Below are 18,521 nucleotides of genomic sequence, written 5' to 3'. Positions count from 1 at the left end.
CGGTTCGAAATAAAAACAAAAACGCAAAAATCCTATGGAATATTTAGATTTTGAGCTTCCAATAAAAGAACTAGAAGATCAGTTAGACAAATGTCTCATTATTGGTCAGGAATCAGATGTTGATGTAACGAATACTTGCAAACAAATCAGCAAGAAACTAGAAGAGACTAAAAGGAATATTTATAAAAATTTAACGGCTTGGCAACGTGTTCAGTTATCTCGTCATCCTAATAGGCCTTATGTACTAGAGCATATTACTAATCTTACTAAAGGTACATTTCTTGAACTTTTTGGAGACAGAGGGTTTAAAGATGACAAAGCCATGATAGGTGGTTTAGGACAAATTAATGGACAATCGTTTATGTTTGTAGGTCAGCAAAAAGGGATCAATACTAAAATGCGTCAGTTCCGTAATTTTGGGATGGCAAATCCAGAAGGCTATAGGAAAGCGTTGCGCTTGATGAAAATGGCTGAAAAATTTGGTATTCCAGTGGTCACTCTTATTGATACTCCGGGAGCTTATCCAGGATTAGAAGCAGAAGAACGCGGACAAGGAGAAGCTATTGCCAGAAACATATTTGAAATGATTCGCTTAAAAGTGCCTATTATCACCGTTATTGTTGGTGAAGGAGCTTCTGGAGGTGCATTAGGAATAGGAGTTGGTGACAAAGTATATATGATGGAAAACACTTGGTATTCCGTTATTTCGCCAGAATCATGTTCTTCTATTTTATGGAAAAGCTGGGAATACAAAGAACAAGCTGCTGAGGCTTTGAAATTGACTTCGGCTGACATGAAAAAGCAAAAGTTAGTAGATGATATTATTCCAGAACCATTAGGTGGAGCACACTACGACAGAGAAACTGCTTTCAAAACCGTAGAGCAATATATTATGAAGGGTTTTAATGAGTTGAAAGACTTATCAACAGAACAATTAATTGCCCAAAGGATGGATAAATACAGCAAAATGGGCGAGTATAAAGAGTAAAATCTTACAATTTCACATATAATCCGTCTCGCGCTAGAACCTAGAACGAGACGGGTTTTTTTTGGGTTATAAACAAAAAATAGTTAGTTATGAACAATTATTTATAACAACTCGACAACCATATTTTTTTAATTTTCGTTACTTTCGCTCTATGGAAAACTTCAGAAATATTAATCCTGTGAAGGTTGATAAAACTACTATTATAAGCCTTGAAAAAGGAAAATTGCAACCGCAGGTTCTCGACTTAGAGGAAGCTGTGTTGGGTGCCATGATGATTGACAAAAAAGGGGTTGATGATGTAATTGACATTTTACAGCCCGATGCTTTTTATAAAGAAGCACACAAACATATATTTGAGGCTATCGTTCAACTGTTTACAGAAACGCAGCCTATTGACTTATTAACCGTTTCTGCACAACTGAAGAAAAATGCAAAATTGGATTTGGCAGGCGGCGATTTTTACTTAATTCAGCTTACGCAAAAGATATCGTCTTCGGCACACATTGAATTTCACTCCAGAATTATTCTTCAAAAATTTATTCAACGCAGTTTGATTCGGATTTCGACAGAAATTATCGAAGATTCTTACGACGAAACAACGGATGTTTTTGACTTATTAGACAGAGCCGAATCTAAATTATACGAGGTTACACAAGGAAACATTAAACGAAGTTCCGAAACGGCGCAGAGTTTAGTATTGCAAGCCAAAAAACGTATTGAGGAAATCGCCGGTCAAGAAGGATTGAGTGGTGTCGCCACAGGTTTTGATAAATTAGATAAGATTACTTCTGGCTGGCAGCCGAGTGATTTAATTATTATAGCGGCTAGACCTGCAATGGGTAAAACAGCATTCGTATTATCGATGGCCAGAAATATGGCAATTGATTTCGGAATGCCCGTAGCCTTGTTTTCTCTGGAGATGGCATCCGTGCAGTTGATCACCCGTTTGATTTCCTCTGAAACAGGTTTGTCCTCGGAGAAATTGCGTACCGGAAAATTAGAAAAACACGAATGGGAACAGTTGAGTACTAAAGTGAAGAATTTAGAAAAAGCACCATTATTTATTGATGATACGCCTTCATTATCAATTTTTGATTTACGTGCAAAAGCAAGACGTTTGGTTTCGCAACATGGAATCCGAATTATCATTGTCGATTATTTGCAATTGATGACGGCAGGAGGAAACGGAAAAGGTGGAGGAAATAGAGAGCAGGAGATTTCAACGATTTCCCGAAACCTAAAAGCTTTAGCTAAGGAATTGAACGTTCCTGTAATAGCCCTTTCGCAATTGTCGCGTGCAGTAGAAACGCGTGGATCCAGCAAAAGACCTTTATTATCTGATTTACGTGAATCGGGAGCGATTGAGCAAGATGCCGATATTGTATCTTTTTTATACCGTCCGGAATATTACAAAATTGACGAATGGGATGATGATGAAGCATCACCAACTGCGGGTCAGGCAGAAATAATGATTGCAAAACACCGTAACGGTAGTATTGAAAACGTTCGTTTGAAGTTTATTGGGCATTTAGGAAAATTTGATAATCTGGAAGATTACAGCGGTGGGTATGATGATTTACCATCCAGCATGAATCAGGATGACAATCCTTTTATTACTAAAAATTTACCATCTGCGAATGATGCTTTTGGAAGTAATTTGAATGATCCGGATGATGACAGCGACGTTCCTTTTTAGAAAATGAAAGAAGTTAGTCCTCTTTTTATAGGATATAAGATTAAAAAGCCTAAATCATACGAATGATTTAGGCTTTTTAATACGGTATTAGATAGGATGAATTTTGTTAAAACAATAAAAAATAGTAGTTTAGCTAACGATTTTTAATTTCAAAAATATTGTAGACCAAAACTCAAAACCTATGTCACAAAAAACTACTTCAGAAGGGAAAATTAAAGGAAAATCGATTAATTCTATTCCATTAAAAACAGCACAAAAATGGGCCAAACGTTGGACTAAACGAGAAGGTAATTACAACAAACACCATCATGTCAATGCTTTTTTGATTCCAAAAGTTGATTTACTGGAAGTTCTAGCAGAAGGAGTAGATGCGGTGAGAGCTTATATTGGAGTGAATGATGAAGGCGTTGAAAAATTAATGATTGTAGGAACAAAATTCAATCCGGAAACAGGAATTTATGTAGATATGATTACTGTTGGGGTTGGAAATTCAGCAGGAAGTGAAGATAATATATACGATTTTACAGAGCCTTGCCCGCCAGCGAGTGATCCTGAAAGTCCTTTAAATTCCTAATTGACATGTGGAGATTATTTGCAGATATTGGTTACTTAATTTTATTTCTTAACCTCATTTTATTTATTAAAGGTGCCAGAAATGACGGGAAAGCGTACTCAATTTTTACATGGTATCTTGGTGTAATTTTTTTAGTCCAAGTTACTTCAATGACCTTGAAAAAATTCAATATTAATAACTTATATCTCTCGCATTTTTATTTTATCGGCCAGTTTATACTTCTGAGTCTTTTTTACATAAATATTTTAAAAGGAGAATTGCAAAAAAAAATAGTGAAAGTTTGTTTAATCATAGTCTTGTTAGCTTTAGCAATACAATATGCCATTGACTTTTCTTTGTTTTTAAAATTTAATCTTTTTGAAATATTCATAACTTCCATATTATTGATTCTGTATGCCACTTTTCATTTTTACAATATGTTAAATGAAAAAAAAGAGTTCTATTTCATAAATATGGGCATTTTATTCTATTTGTTCGGCAGTACAATTTTGTTTCTCGTAGGGAATCTGACAATTGTTTTAAGTCCAAAAATGAGTAAAATTACGTGGATTTTGAACAGTATATTGTATGTTTTGTATCAGATTTTTATATTGGTAGAATGGAAAAAAAGTTTTTCTAAAAAAAGAGAATTTAAAACAATTTTATGAAAGTCAATACTCTGCAGGAAAGTGAAATAATTGAAATTATAGTGTATAGTTTTATCGCTTTCCTTCTTATGGGATTGGTTTTGATATTGTTTTTTTATTTTTCAAGAAAGAAAATCATTCAAAAGGAATTAGAAAAGAAGGATTTAGAAATTCAGTATCAAAAAGAACTTTTAAGTGCTGTAATTATTACTCAAGAAGAGGAACGCAAGCGTATTGCGCAAGATTTGCATGATGACATCAGTTCTAAACTGAATATCGTTTCGCTGAACTCGCATTTGTTGACTACACCTAATTTATCTCAAAACGAGATTCATGAAATTACAGCAAACATTATCAATCTTACCGGTAAAGCTTTAGATAATTCAAGAAAAATTGCACACGGTTTGTTGCCTCCCGTTTTAGAAAAATTTGGACTTCATGCAGGAGTCGAGGAATTATGTTTGGAATTTAGCAGTTCGAAAGCGGTTAAAGTAAATTATGAAAACAAAACTGCATTTGATATCAAAGACATTGATAAACATTTGCATGTTTTTAGAATTTTGCAAGAACTGATGAATAATTCGCTTCGGCACGGAAAAGCTACTCTTATTGCAGTCCTTTTTGAAGAGAAGAACGGAATCAAAAACTGTTATTATTCAGATAACGGAATTGGTTTTGAAATGAAATCCGACGAAAATAAAAAAGGTTTAGGAATGAAAAATATAGAAAGCAGAATTGCTTTTTTAAATGGTAAAATGACATTAGAATCAGCATTAAACAAAGGAATTTCGGTAGTTTTTAATTTTTAAAAAATGGGTAAAACTATAAAAATAATATTAGTGGATGATGAGATTCTTTTTAGAAAAGGAATTTCTTTTTTATTGGGTCGTGAACCAAATATTGACATCATTTTTGAAGCGTCAAACGGGGATGAATTGATTTCTTTTCTCCAAAAAAATAAAAATAATCTTCCGGATATTATCATCATGGACTTAAAAATGCCAGGAATTAATGGTGTTGAAGCGACTAAGATTATTCATGTGGAATTTCCAAAACTAAAAATAATAGCACTGACCAGTTATGATTCAAAGTCTTTTGTTGCCAATATGATTGATGTAGGCGCGGTTTCGTATTTGATAAAAAATGCAACCCCGCAAGAATTGATTACAACTATAAATGAAGTTGCTGAAAAAGGTTTTTACTACACGGATTATGTCATGAAAATTATTCAGGATGATGTGTTGACTGCTAAAAAAACAAAGAGCGCTTTAGATAATAATTTTTTGACAGCTCGTGAATTTGAAGTATTAAAACTGATTTGTTTGCAAAAAAGTACGGCTGAAATTGCCGAAAAGCTGTTTATAAGTCCAAGAACGGTAGAAGGTCATCGCAACAATTTATTATTGAAAACTGAATCGAGGAATATCGCTGGTTTAGTGGTTTATGCTGTTCAGAATGAAATTATGGATTTTGAAGTTTAATTTTTTTTGAAAATTGCGTTAATTGGGAGAGAAACGGCAATTGGGATGCATTAGTAATTGTTCTTTATTTTGCAGAGTTTTTGAACTGAAGTGTATACCCTTTCAAGTCTTTTTTTAAACTTGCTTGTAATAGTTTTTTAACAGAGCTCATACCTCCAAAATCCCGATAATAAGAGAATAAAAATTTTGATGTTCGGATTAATTTTAATTTTGGATCAAATTCAGTTTCAGATCGAATTAAATTGTGGGTAATTTGACCGAGTTGGTTTTCAATTATTTCACTATCGTAATAATCAATGGTAGTTTTTTCTAAAGAAATACTTTGTAAAGCAAAATGGATTCTGTAATCCAACTCCTTTACCGCAAACGTTTTTATAAAATCAGAATAAAATGGATTCGTAAGATATCCAAATCCTATTTTAAATTTGGATTTCCTTAAAATCCCATGTTCAATATCGTTTAATGACAATTGAGAACGAGCAATTTTTATTCTTTTCAAGTTGTAAATTGAAGTGTTGTCAGTAGATTCTTTTGAAATAATGAGATAATACGCATTGTAGATATTTATCCAAAAGGTCTTTCTCAAATCATCACTATCCAGACTTTTCTCCAGTTTTGCTGCCCGGATATAGAAAAGTTGTCTTCTCAGCAAGGTTGAATCGCCATCTGATTTTGCAGTGACGAGAATTTCTTCTGATAAAGCGGTGTAATAATTTTTCAAAATAATTTATATTTTTTGAGAATGATTTTGATTCTTTATAGGCTAAGATGTTGGTAGCAAAGCATGTAAAAAGTAATGATAAGGATTATTAATAAACACAATCCTATTTTTTTTAATAAATTCAGAAGATTGAACGGATCATTGCTTTCGTTTGGATTCATTATTAAATTTTTCATTTTGGTTTATTAAAGGATATCTGCGAATTTATAATTAAGAAATAATTTGGCTATGCGTATTTTTACGTGTTTTTTAGAAAAGCGATGATAAAGCTTCATTTAAACGTTAAATTTTATTCATTTGAAGTCCTTACTTTCTATCTTTGAGATTAAAAAATTACCGCAAAATGCTCAAGAAACTCTTTTATATATTCCTTTTTCTATTGTCTATAACTGCCAAAGCTTCGTTTATATTGGTTCCAATGGATGAAACTACGCAGCAAAACCATTTGAAAGCATACGGAATTACATTTTGGTGTTTGGACAAAAATTACAAAGCGAGTTGGTTACTTAATTATCGCGGAGGTTCCTTTTTATTGCCTGATGCCGAGGAAATCAGAAAAGAATGTCAGATACGCGGTGTCAGTTTTGAAATCATTTCTGATGCGGAAGAATTGACAATATTAAATGAAATCTCAAGTCCTTCCCAAAATATGGAATCGGTGGTGCTGGAAAAAGCACCTAAAATTGCGGTGTATACTCCTAAAGGAAAACAACCTTGGGATGATGCTGTGACTTTAGTTTTGACGTATGCTGAAATACCTTTCACTGCAATATATGATGAAGAAGTATTAAGCGATCAACTGCTGTTATACGATTGGCTGCATTTGCATCATGAAGATTTTACGGGTCAATACGGTAAGTTTTACGGGGCTTATAAGAACGTACCTTGGTATATCGAGCAAAAGAAAGAGGCGGAGACTTTAGCAACTAAATTAGGATATGCTAAAGTGTCTCAGGAAAAGGGAGCTGTTGCTAAAAAAATCAGGGACTTTGTAATTGGTGGTGGATTTATGTTTGCCATGTGTTCTGCAACGGATAGTTTTGACATCGCTTTGGCAGCGGATGGTGTAGATATTTGCGAAGCTATGTTTGATGGAGATCCTAGTGAAGGAAATTACCAATCTAAAATGAATTACAGTAATTCATTTGCTTTCAAAGATTTTACATTGGAAAGAAAACCGGAGCAATATGAATTTTCGGATATAGATATGACTACAAAAAGACGAATTCCGATGGAGAAAGATTACTTTACCTTAATGGAATTTTCGGCTAAATGGGATCCAATTCCAAGTATGCTTTGTCAAAACCATACACAGTTGGTCAAAGGATTTATGGGGCAAACTACTGCATTTGATGCGCCCTTAATTAAGTCAAATGTGTTGGTGATGGGAACTTGTGAGCTAAATGGGGAAGCCCGTTATATTCATGGGCAAAAAGGGAAAGGAATGTTTACTTTTTATGGTGGTCACGATCCGGAAGATTTTCAGCATCAGGTGGGAGATCCTCCAACAGTTTTAGATTTACATTCTAATTCACCGGGATATCGTTTGATTTTGAATAACGTTTTGTTTCCTGCAGCCAGAAAGAAAAAATTGAAAACATAATATACAACAAAAGCCAATCGGAATTCGATTGGCTTTTGTTTTTTAGCCCTGATGGTAGTGGCATCCTTTGTTTGCCTTCTTTAGGCAAACAAAGATATAACGGACAGCAGGATTAGCTCCTGAAAAAATTACACTACTCCGTGTTCATTTTCTTTGTCTAAATATTCTTGTACAATATCAATTGCATTGGTCACGACGTCACTTAAAGCGGTGATGAAGCTTCCTTCTTCGGCACAATTTATAGCATGTTTGATCGCCTCGGTTTCTTTAGGAATAATTTCATAGGTAACGGTTTTTCCTGAAGTTTTTATTCCATCCAGGATTAAATTAATAATTTCATCTTCGGTTCTTCCTCTTAAGTATTTTTCTTGTCGGATGATGATATGGTCAAACATTCGGGCCGCAATAGTGGCACATTCCCTGATATCTTCGTCACGACGGTCACCAACTCCTGCAATAATTCCTATTTTCTTGGAAGCATCTACGCTTTGAAGGTATTCTTCAACCCCTTTATAACCAGATGCATTATGAGCAAAATCAATTAGGACTTTGAATTTTTTGAATTCAAAAATATTCATACGCCCTGGCGTTTGAGCGGCACTTGGAATGAAAGTCTGAAGGGACAAGCTGATATCTTCAGTCTTGAAACCCCATAAATAACTAGCTAGAGTAGCAGCAAGGACATTGGCAATCATGAATTTTGCTTTACCGCCCAATGTTAAAGGTACATGAGTAGCGCGCTCAATTCGGATTTTCCATTCTCCTTTTTTGATAGTGATATAGCCATTTTCGTAGACTGCAACTGTTTTTCCTTCGGCACAAAGTTTTTTGATAAAATCGCTGTCTTCGCTCAAACTGAAATAAGCTACATTACAATTTAGGTCTTTTCCTAATTTTATACAATGTTCGTCGTCACCATTTAGAACAGCCCAGCCGTTTTTCTTGATACTTTTGACCACTGTTGCTTTAACTCTGGCCAAATCGTCTAAAGTATGAATGTCACTTAAACCTAAATGGTCTTCCTGAATATTCGTGATTACCCCGATATCACAGCGACTGAAGCCCAACCCAGAACGAAGAATTCCGCCTCTGGCAGTTTCCAAAACTGCGAATTCTACAGTTGGATCTCTCAAAATATATTCGGCACTAAGAGGTCCTGTCGTATCTCCTTTTTCCATCATGTGGTTTTGAACATAAATTCCATCTGATGTTGTGAAACCTACTTTGAAACCATTATTTTTTACAATATGTGCCAATAGTCGGGTTGTAGTAGTTTTTCCATTAGTTCCTGTTACGGCAATTATAGGAATACGACACGATTTTCCCGGAGGATATAGCATGTCAATTACCGGTGCAGCCACGTTTCTTGGCAATCCTTCAGAAGGTGCAAGGTGCATTCTAAAGCCGGGAGCCGCATTGACTTCCAGAATTACACCGCCATTTTCTTTTAACGGCTGCGTTAAATTTTCTGCCATAATATCAACTCCGCAAACATCAAGTCCAATCACTCTAGAAATTCTTTCTGCTAGAAAGATGTTTTCCGGGTGCATCATATCAGTAACATCTACAGAAGTTCCGCCAGTACTTAAATTTGCTGTTGATTTCAAAAATACAATTTCGCCGATTCTAGGAATCGTTTCCAATGTATAGTTTAGTTTTTCCAATAAATCTTCTGTATCTCTGTCAACATCGATTTGAGTCAGCACATTTTCATGTCCATAACCTCTTCTTGGATCCTGATTGGTAATTTCAATTAATTGCTGAATGCTGTCCGTTCCATTTCCTATTACGTGTGCCGGAACTCTTTTTGCGGCAGCAACTAATTTATTATCGATAACCAATATTCTAAAGTCGAAACCGGTTATAAATTTTTCTACAATGACACGTTTTCCATATGCTTGTGCAAAAGCTAAACCAGCCACTGCATCCTCCCAATTGGTTACATTAATAGAAGCACCTTTTCCGTGATTTCCGCCTAAAGGTTTTAGGACAATAGGATAGCCAATTTTTTGTATTACTTCAGCTAGACTTTCTTCGTCTACACAAATGCTTCCGCTTGCCACAGGGATAGAGGCCATCTCCAACATTTTTTTAGTTTGTTCTTTGTTGCAGGCAATATCTACTGCAATACTGCTGGTTTTACAGGTGATTGTTGCCTGAAAACGCATTTGATTGATACCATATCCAAGTTGTACTAAAGAATTTGTTCCAAGGCGTATCCAAGGGATATCTCTGGAGACAGCTTCTTCTACAATACTTCCTGTACTTGGACCAAGGCGAACACGTTCGCGTATTTCACGCATCTTCTGTAAGTCGGCATCAACATCATATTCAGTTCCGGCAATTAAAGCTTCGGCTATGGCAACGGAGGATTCCGCAGCAAAAAGTCCTACATTTTCTTCAGTATAACTGAAAACTACATTATAAGTTCCCGGAGTTTTGGTTTCTCTGGTTCTTCCAAAACCGGTTTCCATTCCTGCAAGAGACTGAATTTCGAGTGCAATATGTTCGATGACATGTCCCATCCAAGTGCCACGTTCAACTCTGGAAAAAAATCCGCCGCGACAACCTTCGGAACAACGATGTTCAATCATTGAAGGAAACATTGCTTCGATTCGTTCTCTAAATCCGTCAATTTTATTGGTGGGAAATTGCTCCATTTCTTCCAAATCCAAGCGCATTTGGATTAATTTTTTTCTTTGAATACTCCAGATATTCGGACCACGGAGGGCTTGTACTTTGATTATTTTCATAAAAACGGAAAGATTATTTTTTGTGTAAAAAATAGTTGAATACAAAGGCTTAATTTTCATTTTTAACCAGAATAGATTTGGGTAAAAAAAGTAAAGTACAATCTAATAATTCAATCTAAATAAGTTAGAATGCAACTAAAGTAAAGTTTTTACGATAGGAATCAAAATTTATTCTTTAAAAATTAATTATTAGTAGCTCTGTTGGCAATTATTGAAAAAAAAACACAACTTCAAAGGCTCTTTTTTATCTTTTTGGTTATTTTTACAAAATGAATATACTTGGAAAACTAATAATAATAGGCGGTGCAGTTGACAAAGGAAGTTTTACGGAAACCGATTTAGATAAAAATGCAACCAATAATTTAAACTTTTTTGAAGCTGGAATTCTAAAAAGGATATTAAATGAATCAAAACATAAAGAAAAATCACGAATAGAAGTTATTACAACGGCCTCTGTTATTCCACGAGAAATAGGACCTGAATATGTCAAGGCTTTTGAATATTTGAATGCTAAAAATGTAGATATTCTCCATATTGAAAGGAGAGAACAAGCCGCTGATCCTGAGGTTTTGGCACGATTGCAAGCAGCTGATATTGTTATGTTTACCGGAGGCGATCAGTTGCGATTGAGTTCTATTCTTGGAGGGACCCCGTTTCATGATATGCTACTGGATAAATACCATAATGAAGAATTTATTTATGCAGGTACTTCGGCTGGAGCAGCAGCAGCTTCAAATAACATGATTTATCAGGGAAGCAGCTCAGAAGCGTTATTGAAAGGTGAAGTGAAAATCTCAAGCGGATTGGGTTTAATTGACGGTGTTATTATTGACACTCATTTTGTGCAACGCGGCAGAATTGGCAGACTTTTTCAAGCTGTTGTAGGGAATCCGAGAGTGCTTGGAATAGGTTTAGGTGAGGATACAGGATTGTTGATTACCAATAATAAGGAAATGGAAGCCATAGGTTCCGGCTTGGTTATTTTAGTAGATGGTCGTGAAATAAAAGACACTAATTTAACGAAAGTAGAATTAGGACAACCCATTTCGATCTCCCATTTAGTAACCCATGTGATGAGCAAGTTTGATACTTACAATCTTGATACGCACAAAATGCACATTCAATCTTCACATTACATATAATAGTTAGTTTGCGAATAACAGATTTTTATACAGTAAACTAAAAGGCTTCAATCAATTATGAAATTAATTATACATGGTGGTTTTTTCTCGGAATCATCAACCAACAACGAAACAAAAGTTGCCAAGCAAAATGCATTAGAAAGAATTGTAAAAGATTCCTATGCATTTTTACAAACGCATTCTGCATTAGAAACTGTTGTTTATGCGGTTTCTCTTTTGGAAGATGACGAATTATTCAATGCCGGAATTGGGTCCCAAATACAAAGTGACGGAAAAATCAGAATGAGTGCAGCCGTTATGGATGGGGAAACTCAGAAAATGAGTGGCGTTATCAATATTGAAGAAGTGAAGAATCCGGTTCAGGTTGCACAAATACTGATGCAATATGACGATAGAATTTTAGGCGGTAGTGGAGCTACTAATTTTGCAAGGAAACATGGTTTTGAAGCTTTTTCAACCGAAATTCCACAAAGAAGAGCAGAGTATGAAGCGAAACTGAAATCATTAGGAACTGGAACAGTTGGTTGTGTAGCTTTAGATGCCAAGGGAAAAATTGCTGTAGCAACTTCAACTGGAGGTAAAGGATTTGAAATTCCGGGACGTATTTCTGATTCTGCAACTGTAGCCGGGAATTATGCTAATGCATTTTGTGGCGTGAGTTTGACAGGAGTGGGTGAGGATATTGTGAGTAATGCCACTGCAACAAAAATTGTAACTCGAGTTACTGATGGTTTTTCATTACAAGAAGCTTTTACTAAAACGTTTAATGAATTAAAACCTTATGATGGTTTTGCCGGTGCCATTGCTATTGATAATAAAGGGAATATGTTTCATCAGGATTCGCACCCGAGTATGGTTTTCGCCAGTTTTGACGGTGATCAATTTGAAGTTTTTGATTAATTTAGTTCAAAGAAAATTCAAACCAAATAGGAATGTGATCAGAGATTATTCGGGCTTCTTTTAAAGAATTGAAGTTTTTATAAAACGCAATAATTCCTGAATTTATAGTATTTACTTTCGAAGATTTAAAATACATATTATCAAATTCCGAAGCCAGACAATTGTCGTTTTTGCATTCTTGTTTCAGCGATGTTTTTTGACCAATCAAAATAGAAGTGTAACCCATTTTTTTCAAAGGGTTAAAAACCGTGTGTGATTGCGGACAATTGAAATCCCCAGCAAAAATCAAGTTCAAATTTGGATATTCATCCGGTAAATACTTGAAATATTTAATTTCTGTTTCAGGTTGTCTTTTCTTTGTAATTGCATGGAAATTCACGACTGTAAATTGTTTATTTTCATACTCAAACGTACAAAAATAGGGTTCTCTGTCAATCTCTAAATGGTATTTCTTTTCAAGCCAGGCTCTTCCTATTTTTTTAACCTTGCTTGTTTTCCAAATAAAAGCATAACGTTCGGTTTTGTAAGCGCTGCTGCTGGTAGGATTGCTAATTACATAATCCCATTTCGTGCCTTTGCGATTCAGTTCATCTGCTAACCGGGCCACAGCCTGTGCGCCACCATATCCCGCCACGACTTCCTGAATGGCGATTATGTCATATTCTCTAAGCGAATTTGCAATATAGTTGATTGTTTGTTCAGATTTTGATTTTCCAAAGTTTTCGATATTCCAGGAAACGAGTTTCGTTTGGGAGAAAATATAGAAGGGAATAAGGAGGAATAATGCTGAATAAAGCGCTTTTAATGTAGTCAATTTTGGGAATTGTTTTGGGTCTTATAACTTGTAAAATTAAAACAATTCAAACTTAGATTGAGCAATGTGAGTAAAGTTTTTTCAGTTGTATTTTTTTATTGAAGTTAATTTTTTTGCAGGATTTTCCGTTTTTACACAACAGATTCATGCTGAACTTTAATTAAAGCCTCATTACTCTTTTTTATTTTACAATCATAAATCTCTTTTCGAATGTCATTTACAAAATCTATTGTTTCATGTTTGGATTTGATATCTATTTTTTTTTCAAAAACAACACCGTTTTTTAAACGTATTTTTAGACCATATCTTTTGTAATCATTCATTTTTAAAATGATGGTAATTACTAATAAGAAAGCTATTATCAGGATTAAGTCTATTTGGAAAGTGATATAGCTAAATCCAGCTAATCCTATTGAAATTGCAAAAATTAGGGCAATGTAAATAGTTTTTATTTTGTTTACTGTGATGTAAACTTGGTCCAAATCAGAAAACAAAATTTGCTTTTTTTCTTTTGTTTTAAAGATTAAAAGTATCCCGTTCTCACTTAATGATAGTTCTATGAAATTATTTTTTAAAATCATGGTTGTTCTTAATCTTTATTGAATTAATTATAGATGTTGAGTTTTTTTTGAAAGACTTTATAAAGTCTTGTTTGAAAAGAGAAATATTATTTATTTTTCCATAAATGATATACTAAAAATACTAGCCAAATTGCACCTAGTATCATAATTCCGATTTGAACAGCAAAAAGTAAACTGAGGTTAAGAAGTACTATTGATGCCATTATTTGTTGTTGTTTTTGTAAACTATTTATGTTTGAAAGGATTATTCTACTTTAGTTTTTGGACTTACATAGCTGTTTTTATAATACAGGATTTTTCCTTTATTGTGCCTTGAGGAATGTTGATTAAAATTTTTATTTTTGAGGTGTCAAACTGGTTTTTTATCGTTTTTTTTTCGAAAAATTCCTTTGAAAGTTTTCTGACATCTTCATCAGAATCATATTTCCGGTCGCTTTGTACCGTTATTAGGATACTGTTTTCTCTGTTGATACTTGAATTGTTATTCTTATGTTTAGTTTTTGTTGGATAGGAAAAAATCAAAATTGTTAGTATAGTTACCAGTAAAATATTTTTTTTCATTTTGTCTTTTTAAAAAGATTTACTCACAACAGGCAGTTACTATTTTTAATTGAATCTGTAATATTTTTTTTATCTGACTTTCTGTCAAAATTTTTTTATCTGTCGCTTTTTTAAGTTTCTTATATAAAGCCTCTGATTTGATTTTCATGTAAGGATATTTGGATAAAGAAATACTATTTCCTTGAAGCGATTTCTTATAATCCTTTAGGTATTCTTTTACATAATTATCATAATCATGAAGCGTTTTATTCCATTTTTCAATTCTATATTTTTTAGTTTCATTGTTCAGCACTTCGTTTTCTTTCATGACTAAATTATTTGCAAAATCATTTAGGTTTTATACTCTCATCAAAGGTAAAGGCAATAAAATTTCGTTCCTTACGGTAAACCGTATTCCAGCAAAATAATTATTTGAATCCGCTATCAGTTGTATTTTTTTGAGGTCAAGAATTATTTAGCAATCAAAAAAAAACGAGGTTTTGCTGCAAATTATATACCGTAAAAAGTTATTTTCAGTTACAGACTTATAGGTAAAAAAGTGTATTATTTGATCCAGTTGCTTGCTATCCAATCTTGTAATTGAGCTTTATAGACTTCATTTTCTAACGCTGTATGTTGTAAGAAACTTTCAACTTTTTGAAAACTTGCTCTGGTTTGAGGAACTTTATATTTTTCTAGAAACTGATTACAGAAATGTATTACTTCAATTTCTTCTGTTTTGTCAATGTACATACCGTCAAGTATTTCGATATGTTCTGGATTATTTGCCAAATCGATTTTTTGTGAATATCCGGTAAATGCTAAGTCGTCTTTTGTGAAATTGGCCATTTTAAATGATCTTAAAGTTTGTTGTGGCAAACCTAATGTCTTTTAAAACTTTATCTTTACGGAAAACCGTAATGGGAGTGTTTTTTTGTGCAATTTTAATAAAAATGTATTTTCTCTTTTAAGAATCATTTTTGTTTAAAATGCACTTTTAAATATAATTCGGATTTTTATTCAGGGGAAGTAACTCTCTTGATGAGGCGATGCCAGATTATACCAGTCCTAAATCTTTTGTGATAGCTATCAAATGTACATTGTTACTTGCTTTGAAGTATATTTTTAATTTATTGATGCGTTTCTCTAAACTGCTGCTGCCATTTGGAATAATTCCCGAATCTTTGAATTCGGTCGAAATATCGTCTAGTGTGAAACCTTTGGCTAATGATTTCAAAAGGGTAATATCATACGCTTCAATTTCAAAAAGTGATTTATCTCTTAGCGCATATTCAATCTCTGAGGTGAGCTCAATTTCTTTGTTATTATAAATACGCTGAATTGCTTTTTTAAGCTCCGGAATGCTGTCTCTACCTTTAGATACATAGGCGTTGATTCCTTGGTTTTTAAAAAGTGACTTAATTCGAAATGATTTATCTTCAATAGAAAATACTACTGTTTTTATATCTGGCTGTACTTTTTTTACTGCTTCAATTAGTTCTTCGCCGGAAGTTAGTCGGTTATCTCGATGATCGGGTTTAAATGATAAATCGCTGATAAGTAAATCATAAGGTACATTATCATGTAGCGCTTTTTTTATTTTCAAAAAAGCATCGTCACAGTATTTGGAATGATGAATTTCTGCAACAGAAATCTCATTCAGTGCTTGAATAACACCTACGCTTATTGTGTCTAAATCCTCGGCAATCAATACTTTATTAAACATAAGCTACAGGTTATATTGGGAAATCTAAACTTACTCTAAATCCTTTATTGGATTTAGTGTCAAAAGTAATAGTTCCTTTTACAGCATGAATACGGTTTTCCACATTGAGTAGCCCATTTTTAGAAATTAATTCAGAATTTCCTATTCCAACCCCGTTATCAGTGTAATCAATTTGTAATTTATTTTCATTTTTTTTGAAAGTTAATACTACTAAACTGCATTTACTATGTTTTTTCATGTTCACCAGTAATTCTTGAACTACCCGATACACAATGATTTTTTTATGGTTTTCTAACGCAGTCCACTTTATCGTATCCACACCATTTATAAGTACATTGACCATTTGTGTATTAAAACCGGACATCATATCTTTTAAATGAGATATAAATGCGAGTCCGGTATCGATGTTGCTATTTTCTCTTGAAATGTTTCTGGTACGAGTATAAATGGTGTCTAAACTGGAAATTAAAATTTCTTTATTTTGAGTAGTTGATAGATCTTGAGTTTCGGCGAAAGCCATAGTTTGATAAACATCATTGGCCAATTCGTCATGAAGTTTTTTAGATATCCGAGTTTCGGTGTTGTAAGATGCTTTAATTTTTTCTCGTTTATTTTTGGCCGCAAGATAATTTGCAATAATGACGCTCAACAAAATAAGAATTACTAAAGCAAAATATACAAATTGATCTCTATGTACTTGTTGTTTTTGTTGATTTGCTTGCTGAATTTTTAATTTTATATTTTCATCTTTCTCTTTCTTAAAATCGTATTTTATTTTAGCAAATTGATTTTTGGCCTTTTGTCGGACTTTAGTAATACTGTCATTAATATTAAGATATGTGAGAGAATATTTTTTTAGTTCATCGCCTGACGTATTTTGTATTAATAGTTTTAAACAGCCTAGTCTTGAATCCACACTCTTTAGTTTTGTAGCTTTTTTATATGCTATTTTTGCATAATTATTGCTTAGTGCTAGATTATTTTTAGTATGAAACGATGCAAGATTATAATAACTTGAAATCAAACCCCAGTCATTTTTTTTCTTTAAATTTATATTTAAAGATTTGTTTAAGTAAACAATTGCTTTTGTACTTCCTATTTTGCTATAACAATAACCTAGGTTATTTATTATATCTGAATAGGTTTCCCAATCATTTCTCACCTCTTCGTTTAATTTTAAAGTGGAAAGTATTTTTATTGCTTTATAATAATCTTCATTTTCAATATACACTAATGCAATATTATTGGTAGACCCTATCTTTCTAGATTCATCTGTCTTTAAATTTAAGGCTTTATTAAAATAAAATAAAGCATATTTTGCATTATTAGTGTTTAAATAATTGATTCCTAATATAGTGTAAATATTCCACTTGTATTTAGGATTTGAGGTTCTTTGTAAAATGGGCATTGCTTCCATAGCTGTAGTTTCGCTCCCCGAATAATCTCCTAAATTTTGTTGAATAGTAGCTAGATTTGATATTGAGTATATAATTTTTGATACATCGGTTGTAGTGTCACAAGCTGATTTTGCTTTATTAAAGTAGTAATATGAACTGTCATATTCTGATTTTTCAAAATATTTATCAGCTAAATTTAGAAGTTTATCGATTTCAATTGTATTATGCTGTTTCATGTTACTATCCAGGCTTTTTTTCTCACAACACTGTAGAAAAAAACTTAGCATTAAAATTAAAATGTAAACCGGGATCTGTAATTTTCTAATCATCATTGCGCGAAATTACTGAAATTAATATTAAAACAGTGTTTAGTGGATTGCTATAATTTATTAATTTTTAAATGGCCTTTAAAACAAAAAACCCCAATCTTTCGATTGAGGTTTTTATATAAGTAAGTAATCTAAATTGAGTTGATAAAACGTTTATTTTACTTTATTAAGTACTGCTTTGAAAGCTTCTGGGTGATTCATTGCTAAATCTGCAAGAACTTTACGGTTCAATTCGATTCCGTTAGCTTTTACTTTACCCATGAATTGTGAATAAGACATTCCTTCCAATCTAGCTCCAGCGTTGATACGTTGAATCCATAATGCACGGAAATTTCTTTTGTTCACCTTTCTATCACGGTAAGCGTAGCACATTGCTTTCTCTACCGCATTCTTAGCAACTGTCCAAACGTTTTTACGTCTACCAAAGAAACCTTTGGCTTGCTTCATTATTTTTTTTCTTCTTGCTCTTTTAGCAACTGAATTTACCGATCTTGGCATAATTTTATTGTTTTTTTGTAGCAGGCGGCTTGAATTTAATCAAAAGCACTTAATGGCCATACTCCAAGGTTATTTTTAAATTGTTTTAACCTAAAGACTATTTAGTCAAAAGTATTTAAAGTTGAATGCCGAAAGTCTTTAAGACCTTTGAC

19 protein-coding genes are annotated in these 18,521 nt (G+C 33.3%); 8 read left to right on the top strand and 11 right to left on the bottom strand.

What is annotated here, in order from left to right; translation table 11 throughout:
* Window positions 1-34 precede the first annotated feature (34 nt).
* The 5 genes from IWX80_RS01070 (at window position 35) to IWX80_RS01050 (ending at window position 5,365) form a co-directional block, all read left to right on the top strand.
* On the top strand, window positions 35-988 hold the full coding sequence (locus IWX80_RS01070; RefSeq protein ID WP_196851809.1) for an acetyl-CoA carboxylase carboxyltransferase subunit alpha: 954 nt from the start codon (window positions 35-37) through the stop codon (window positions 986-988).
* Between the two features lie 151 nt (window positions 989-1,139).
* Window positions 1,140-2,684, top strand: a complete 1,545-nt coding sequence (gene dnaB, locus IWX80_RS01065; protein ID WP_091171360.1) for a replicative DNA helicase — start codon at window positions 1,140-1,142, stop codon at window positions 2,682-2,684.
* Between the two features lie 181 nt (window positions 2,685-2,865).
* Complete coding sequence (locus IWX80_RS01060) at window positions 2,866-3,258, top strand: hypothetical protein (RefSeq protein ID WP_196851808.1); 393 nt, start codon at window positions 2,866-2,868, stop codon at window positions 3,256-3,258.
* Window positions 3,259-3,901: 643 nt separating this feature from the next.
* Entirely contained in the window at window positions 3,902-4,693 is a 792-nt protein-coding gene (locus IWX80_RS01055) for a sensor histidine kinase (RefSeq protein WP_196851807.1), read from the top strand.
* Between the two features lie 3 nt (window positions 4,694-4,696).
* Window positions 4,697-5,365: a response regulator gene (locus IWX80_RS01050; RefSeq protein ID WP_196851806.1), complete on the top strand. Its 669-nt coding sequence runs from the start codon at window positions 4,697-4,699 to the stop codon at window positions 5,363-5,365.
* Window positions 5,366-5,429: 64 nt separating this feature from the next.
* Here the strand turns inward: IWX80_RS01050 and IWX80_RS01045 are convergent, their stop codons facing one another.
* Window positions 5,430-6,086, bottom strand: coding sequence for a DUF547 domain-containing protein (locus IWX80_RS01045; protein ID WP_196851805.1), 657 nt, complete (start codon window positions 6,084-6,086; stop codon window positions 5,430-5,432).
* 35 nt (window positions 6,087-6,121) lie between these two features.
* Window positions 6,122-6,262, bottom strand: coding sequence for a hypothetical protein (locus IWX80_RS01040; RefSeq protein ID WP_196851804.1), 141 nt, complete (start codon window positions 6,260-6,262; stop codon window positions 6,122-6,124).
* Between the two features lie 167 nt (window positions 6,263-6,429).
* On the opposite strand from IWX80_RS01040, the gene IWX80_RS01035 reads away from it, so the two are divergent.
* On the top strand, window positions 6,430-7,689 hold the full coding sequence (locus IWX80_RS01035; RefSeq protein ID WP_196851803.1) for an asparagine synthetase B: 1,260 nt from the start codon (window positions 6,430-6,432) through the stop codon (window positions 7,687-7,689).
* Window positions 7,690-7,817: 128 nt separating this feature from the next.
* Here IWX80_RS01035 and cphA read toward each other — a convergent pair whose 3' ends face one another.
* Window positions 7,818-10,442, bottom strand: a complete 2,625-nt coding sequence (gene cphA, locus IWX80_RS01030) for a cyanophycin synthetase (protein WP_196852914.1) — start codon at window positions 10,440-10,442, stop codon at window positions 7,818-7,820.
* A gap of 269 nt (window positions 10,443-10,711) precedes the next feature.
* Here cphA and IWX80_RS01025 point away from each other — a divergent pair, with 269 nt between their 5' ends.
* Entirely contained in the window at window positions 10,712-11,584 is an 873-nt protein-coding gene (locus IWX80_RS01025; protein WP_196851802.1) for a cyanophycinase, read from the top strand.
* A gap of 57 nt (window positions 11,585-11,641) precedes the next feature.
* The gene (locus IWX80_RS01020) at window positions 11,642-12,484 is read left to right on the top strand and encodes an isoaspartyl peptidase/L-asparaginase (RefSeq protein WP_196851801.1); all 843 of its coding nucleotides are present in this window, start codon (window positions 11,642-11,644) and stop codon (window positions 12,482-12,484) included.
* 1 nt (window position 12,485) lies between these two features.
* Here IWX80_RS01020 and IWX80_RS01015 read toward each other — a convergent pair whose 3' ends face one another.
* From IWX80_RS01015 to rplT, 8 genes are all read right to left on the bottom strand, one after another.
* A complete protein-coding gene (locus IWX80_RS01015; protein ID WP_334682175.1) occupies window positions 12,486-13,298 on the bottom strand; it encodes an endonuclease/exonuclease/phosphatase family protein in 813 nt (270 codons plus the stop codon).
* Window positions 13,299-13,429: 131 nt separating this feature from the next.
* Window positions 13,430-13,879: a hypothetical protein gene (locus IWX80_RS01010; RefSeq protein WP_196851800.1), complete on the bottom strand. Its 450-nt coding sequence runs from the start codon at window positions 13,877-13,879 to the stop codon at window positions 13,430-13,432.
* Between the two features lie 267 nt (window positions 13,880-14,146).
* Entirely contained in the window at window positions 14,147-14,440 is a 294-nt protein-coding gene (locus IWX80_RS01005) for a hypothetical protein (protein WP_196851799.1), read from the bottom strand.
* A 19-nt stretch (window positions 14,441-14,459) separates the two neighbouring features.
* Window positions 14,460-14,747, bottom strand: coding sequence for a hypothetical protein (locus IWX80_RS01000; protein ID WP_196851798.1), 288 nt, complete (start codon window positions 14,745-14,747; stop codon window positions 14,460-14,462).
* A gap of 236 nt (window positions 14,748-14,983) precedes the next feature.
* Window positions 14,984-15,268: a hypothetical protein gene (locus tag IWX80_RS00995; protein ID WP_196851797.1), complete on the bottom strand. Its 285-nt coding sequence runs from the start codon at window positions 15,266-15,268 to the stop codon at window positions 14,984-14,986.
* A gap of 208 nt (window positions 15,269-15,476) precedes the next feature.
* Window positions 15,477-16,145, bottom strand: a complete 669-nt coding sequence (locus IWX80_RS00990; protein WP_196851796.1) for a response regulator — start codon at window positions 16,143-16,145, stop codon at window positions 15,477-15,479.
* Window positions 16,146-16,155: 10 nt separating this feature from the next.
* Window positions 16,156-17,778 (bottom strand): tetratricopeptide repeat-containing sensor histidine kinase, encoded by a 1,623-nt coding sequence (locus tag IWX80_RS00985; RefSeq protein ID WP_196851795.1) that lies wholly within the window; start codon window positions 17,776-17,778, stop codon window positions 16,156-16,158.
* 246 nt (window positions 17,779-18,024) lie between these two features.
* A complete protein-coding gene (gene rplT / locus IWX80_RS00980; protein WP_035633036.1) occupies window positions 18,025-18,369 on the bottom strand; it encodes a 50S ribosomal protein L20 in 345 nt (114 codons plus the stop codon).
* Window positions 18,370-18,521 lie beyond the last annotated feature (152 nt).

The organism is Flavobacterium sp. CAN_S2, from assembly GCF_015752255.1.
Lineage (GTDB): Bacteria > Bacteroidota > Bacteroidia > Flavobacteriales > Flavobacteriaceae > Flavobacterium.
Note: the sequence above shows the minus strand (reverse complement) of the source record. Positions and strands in the feature narration are given on the sequence as shown.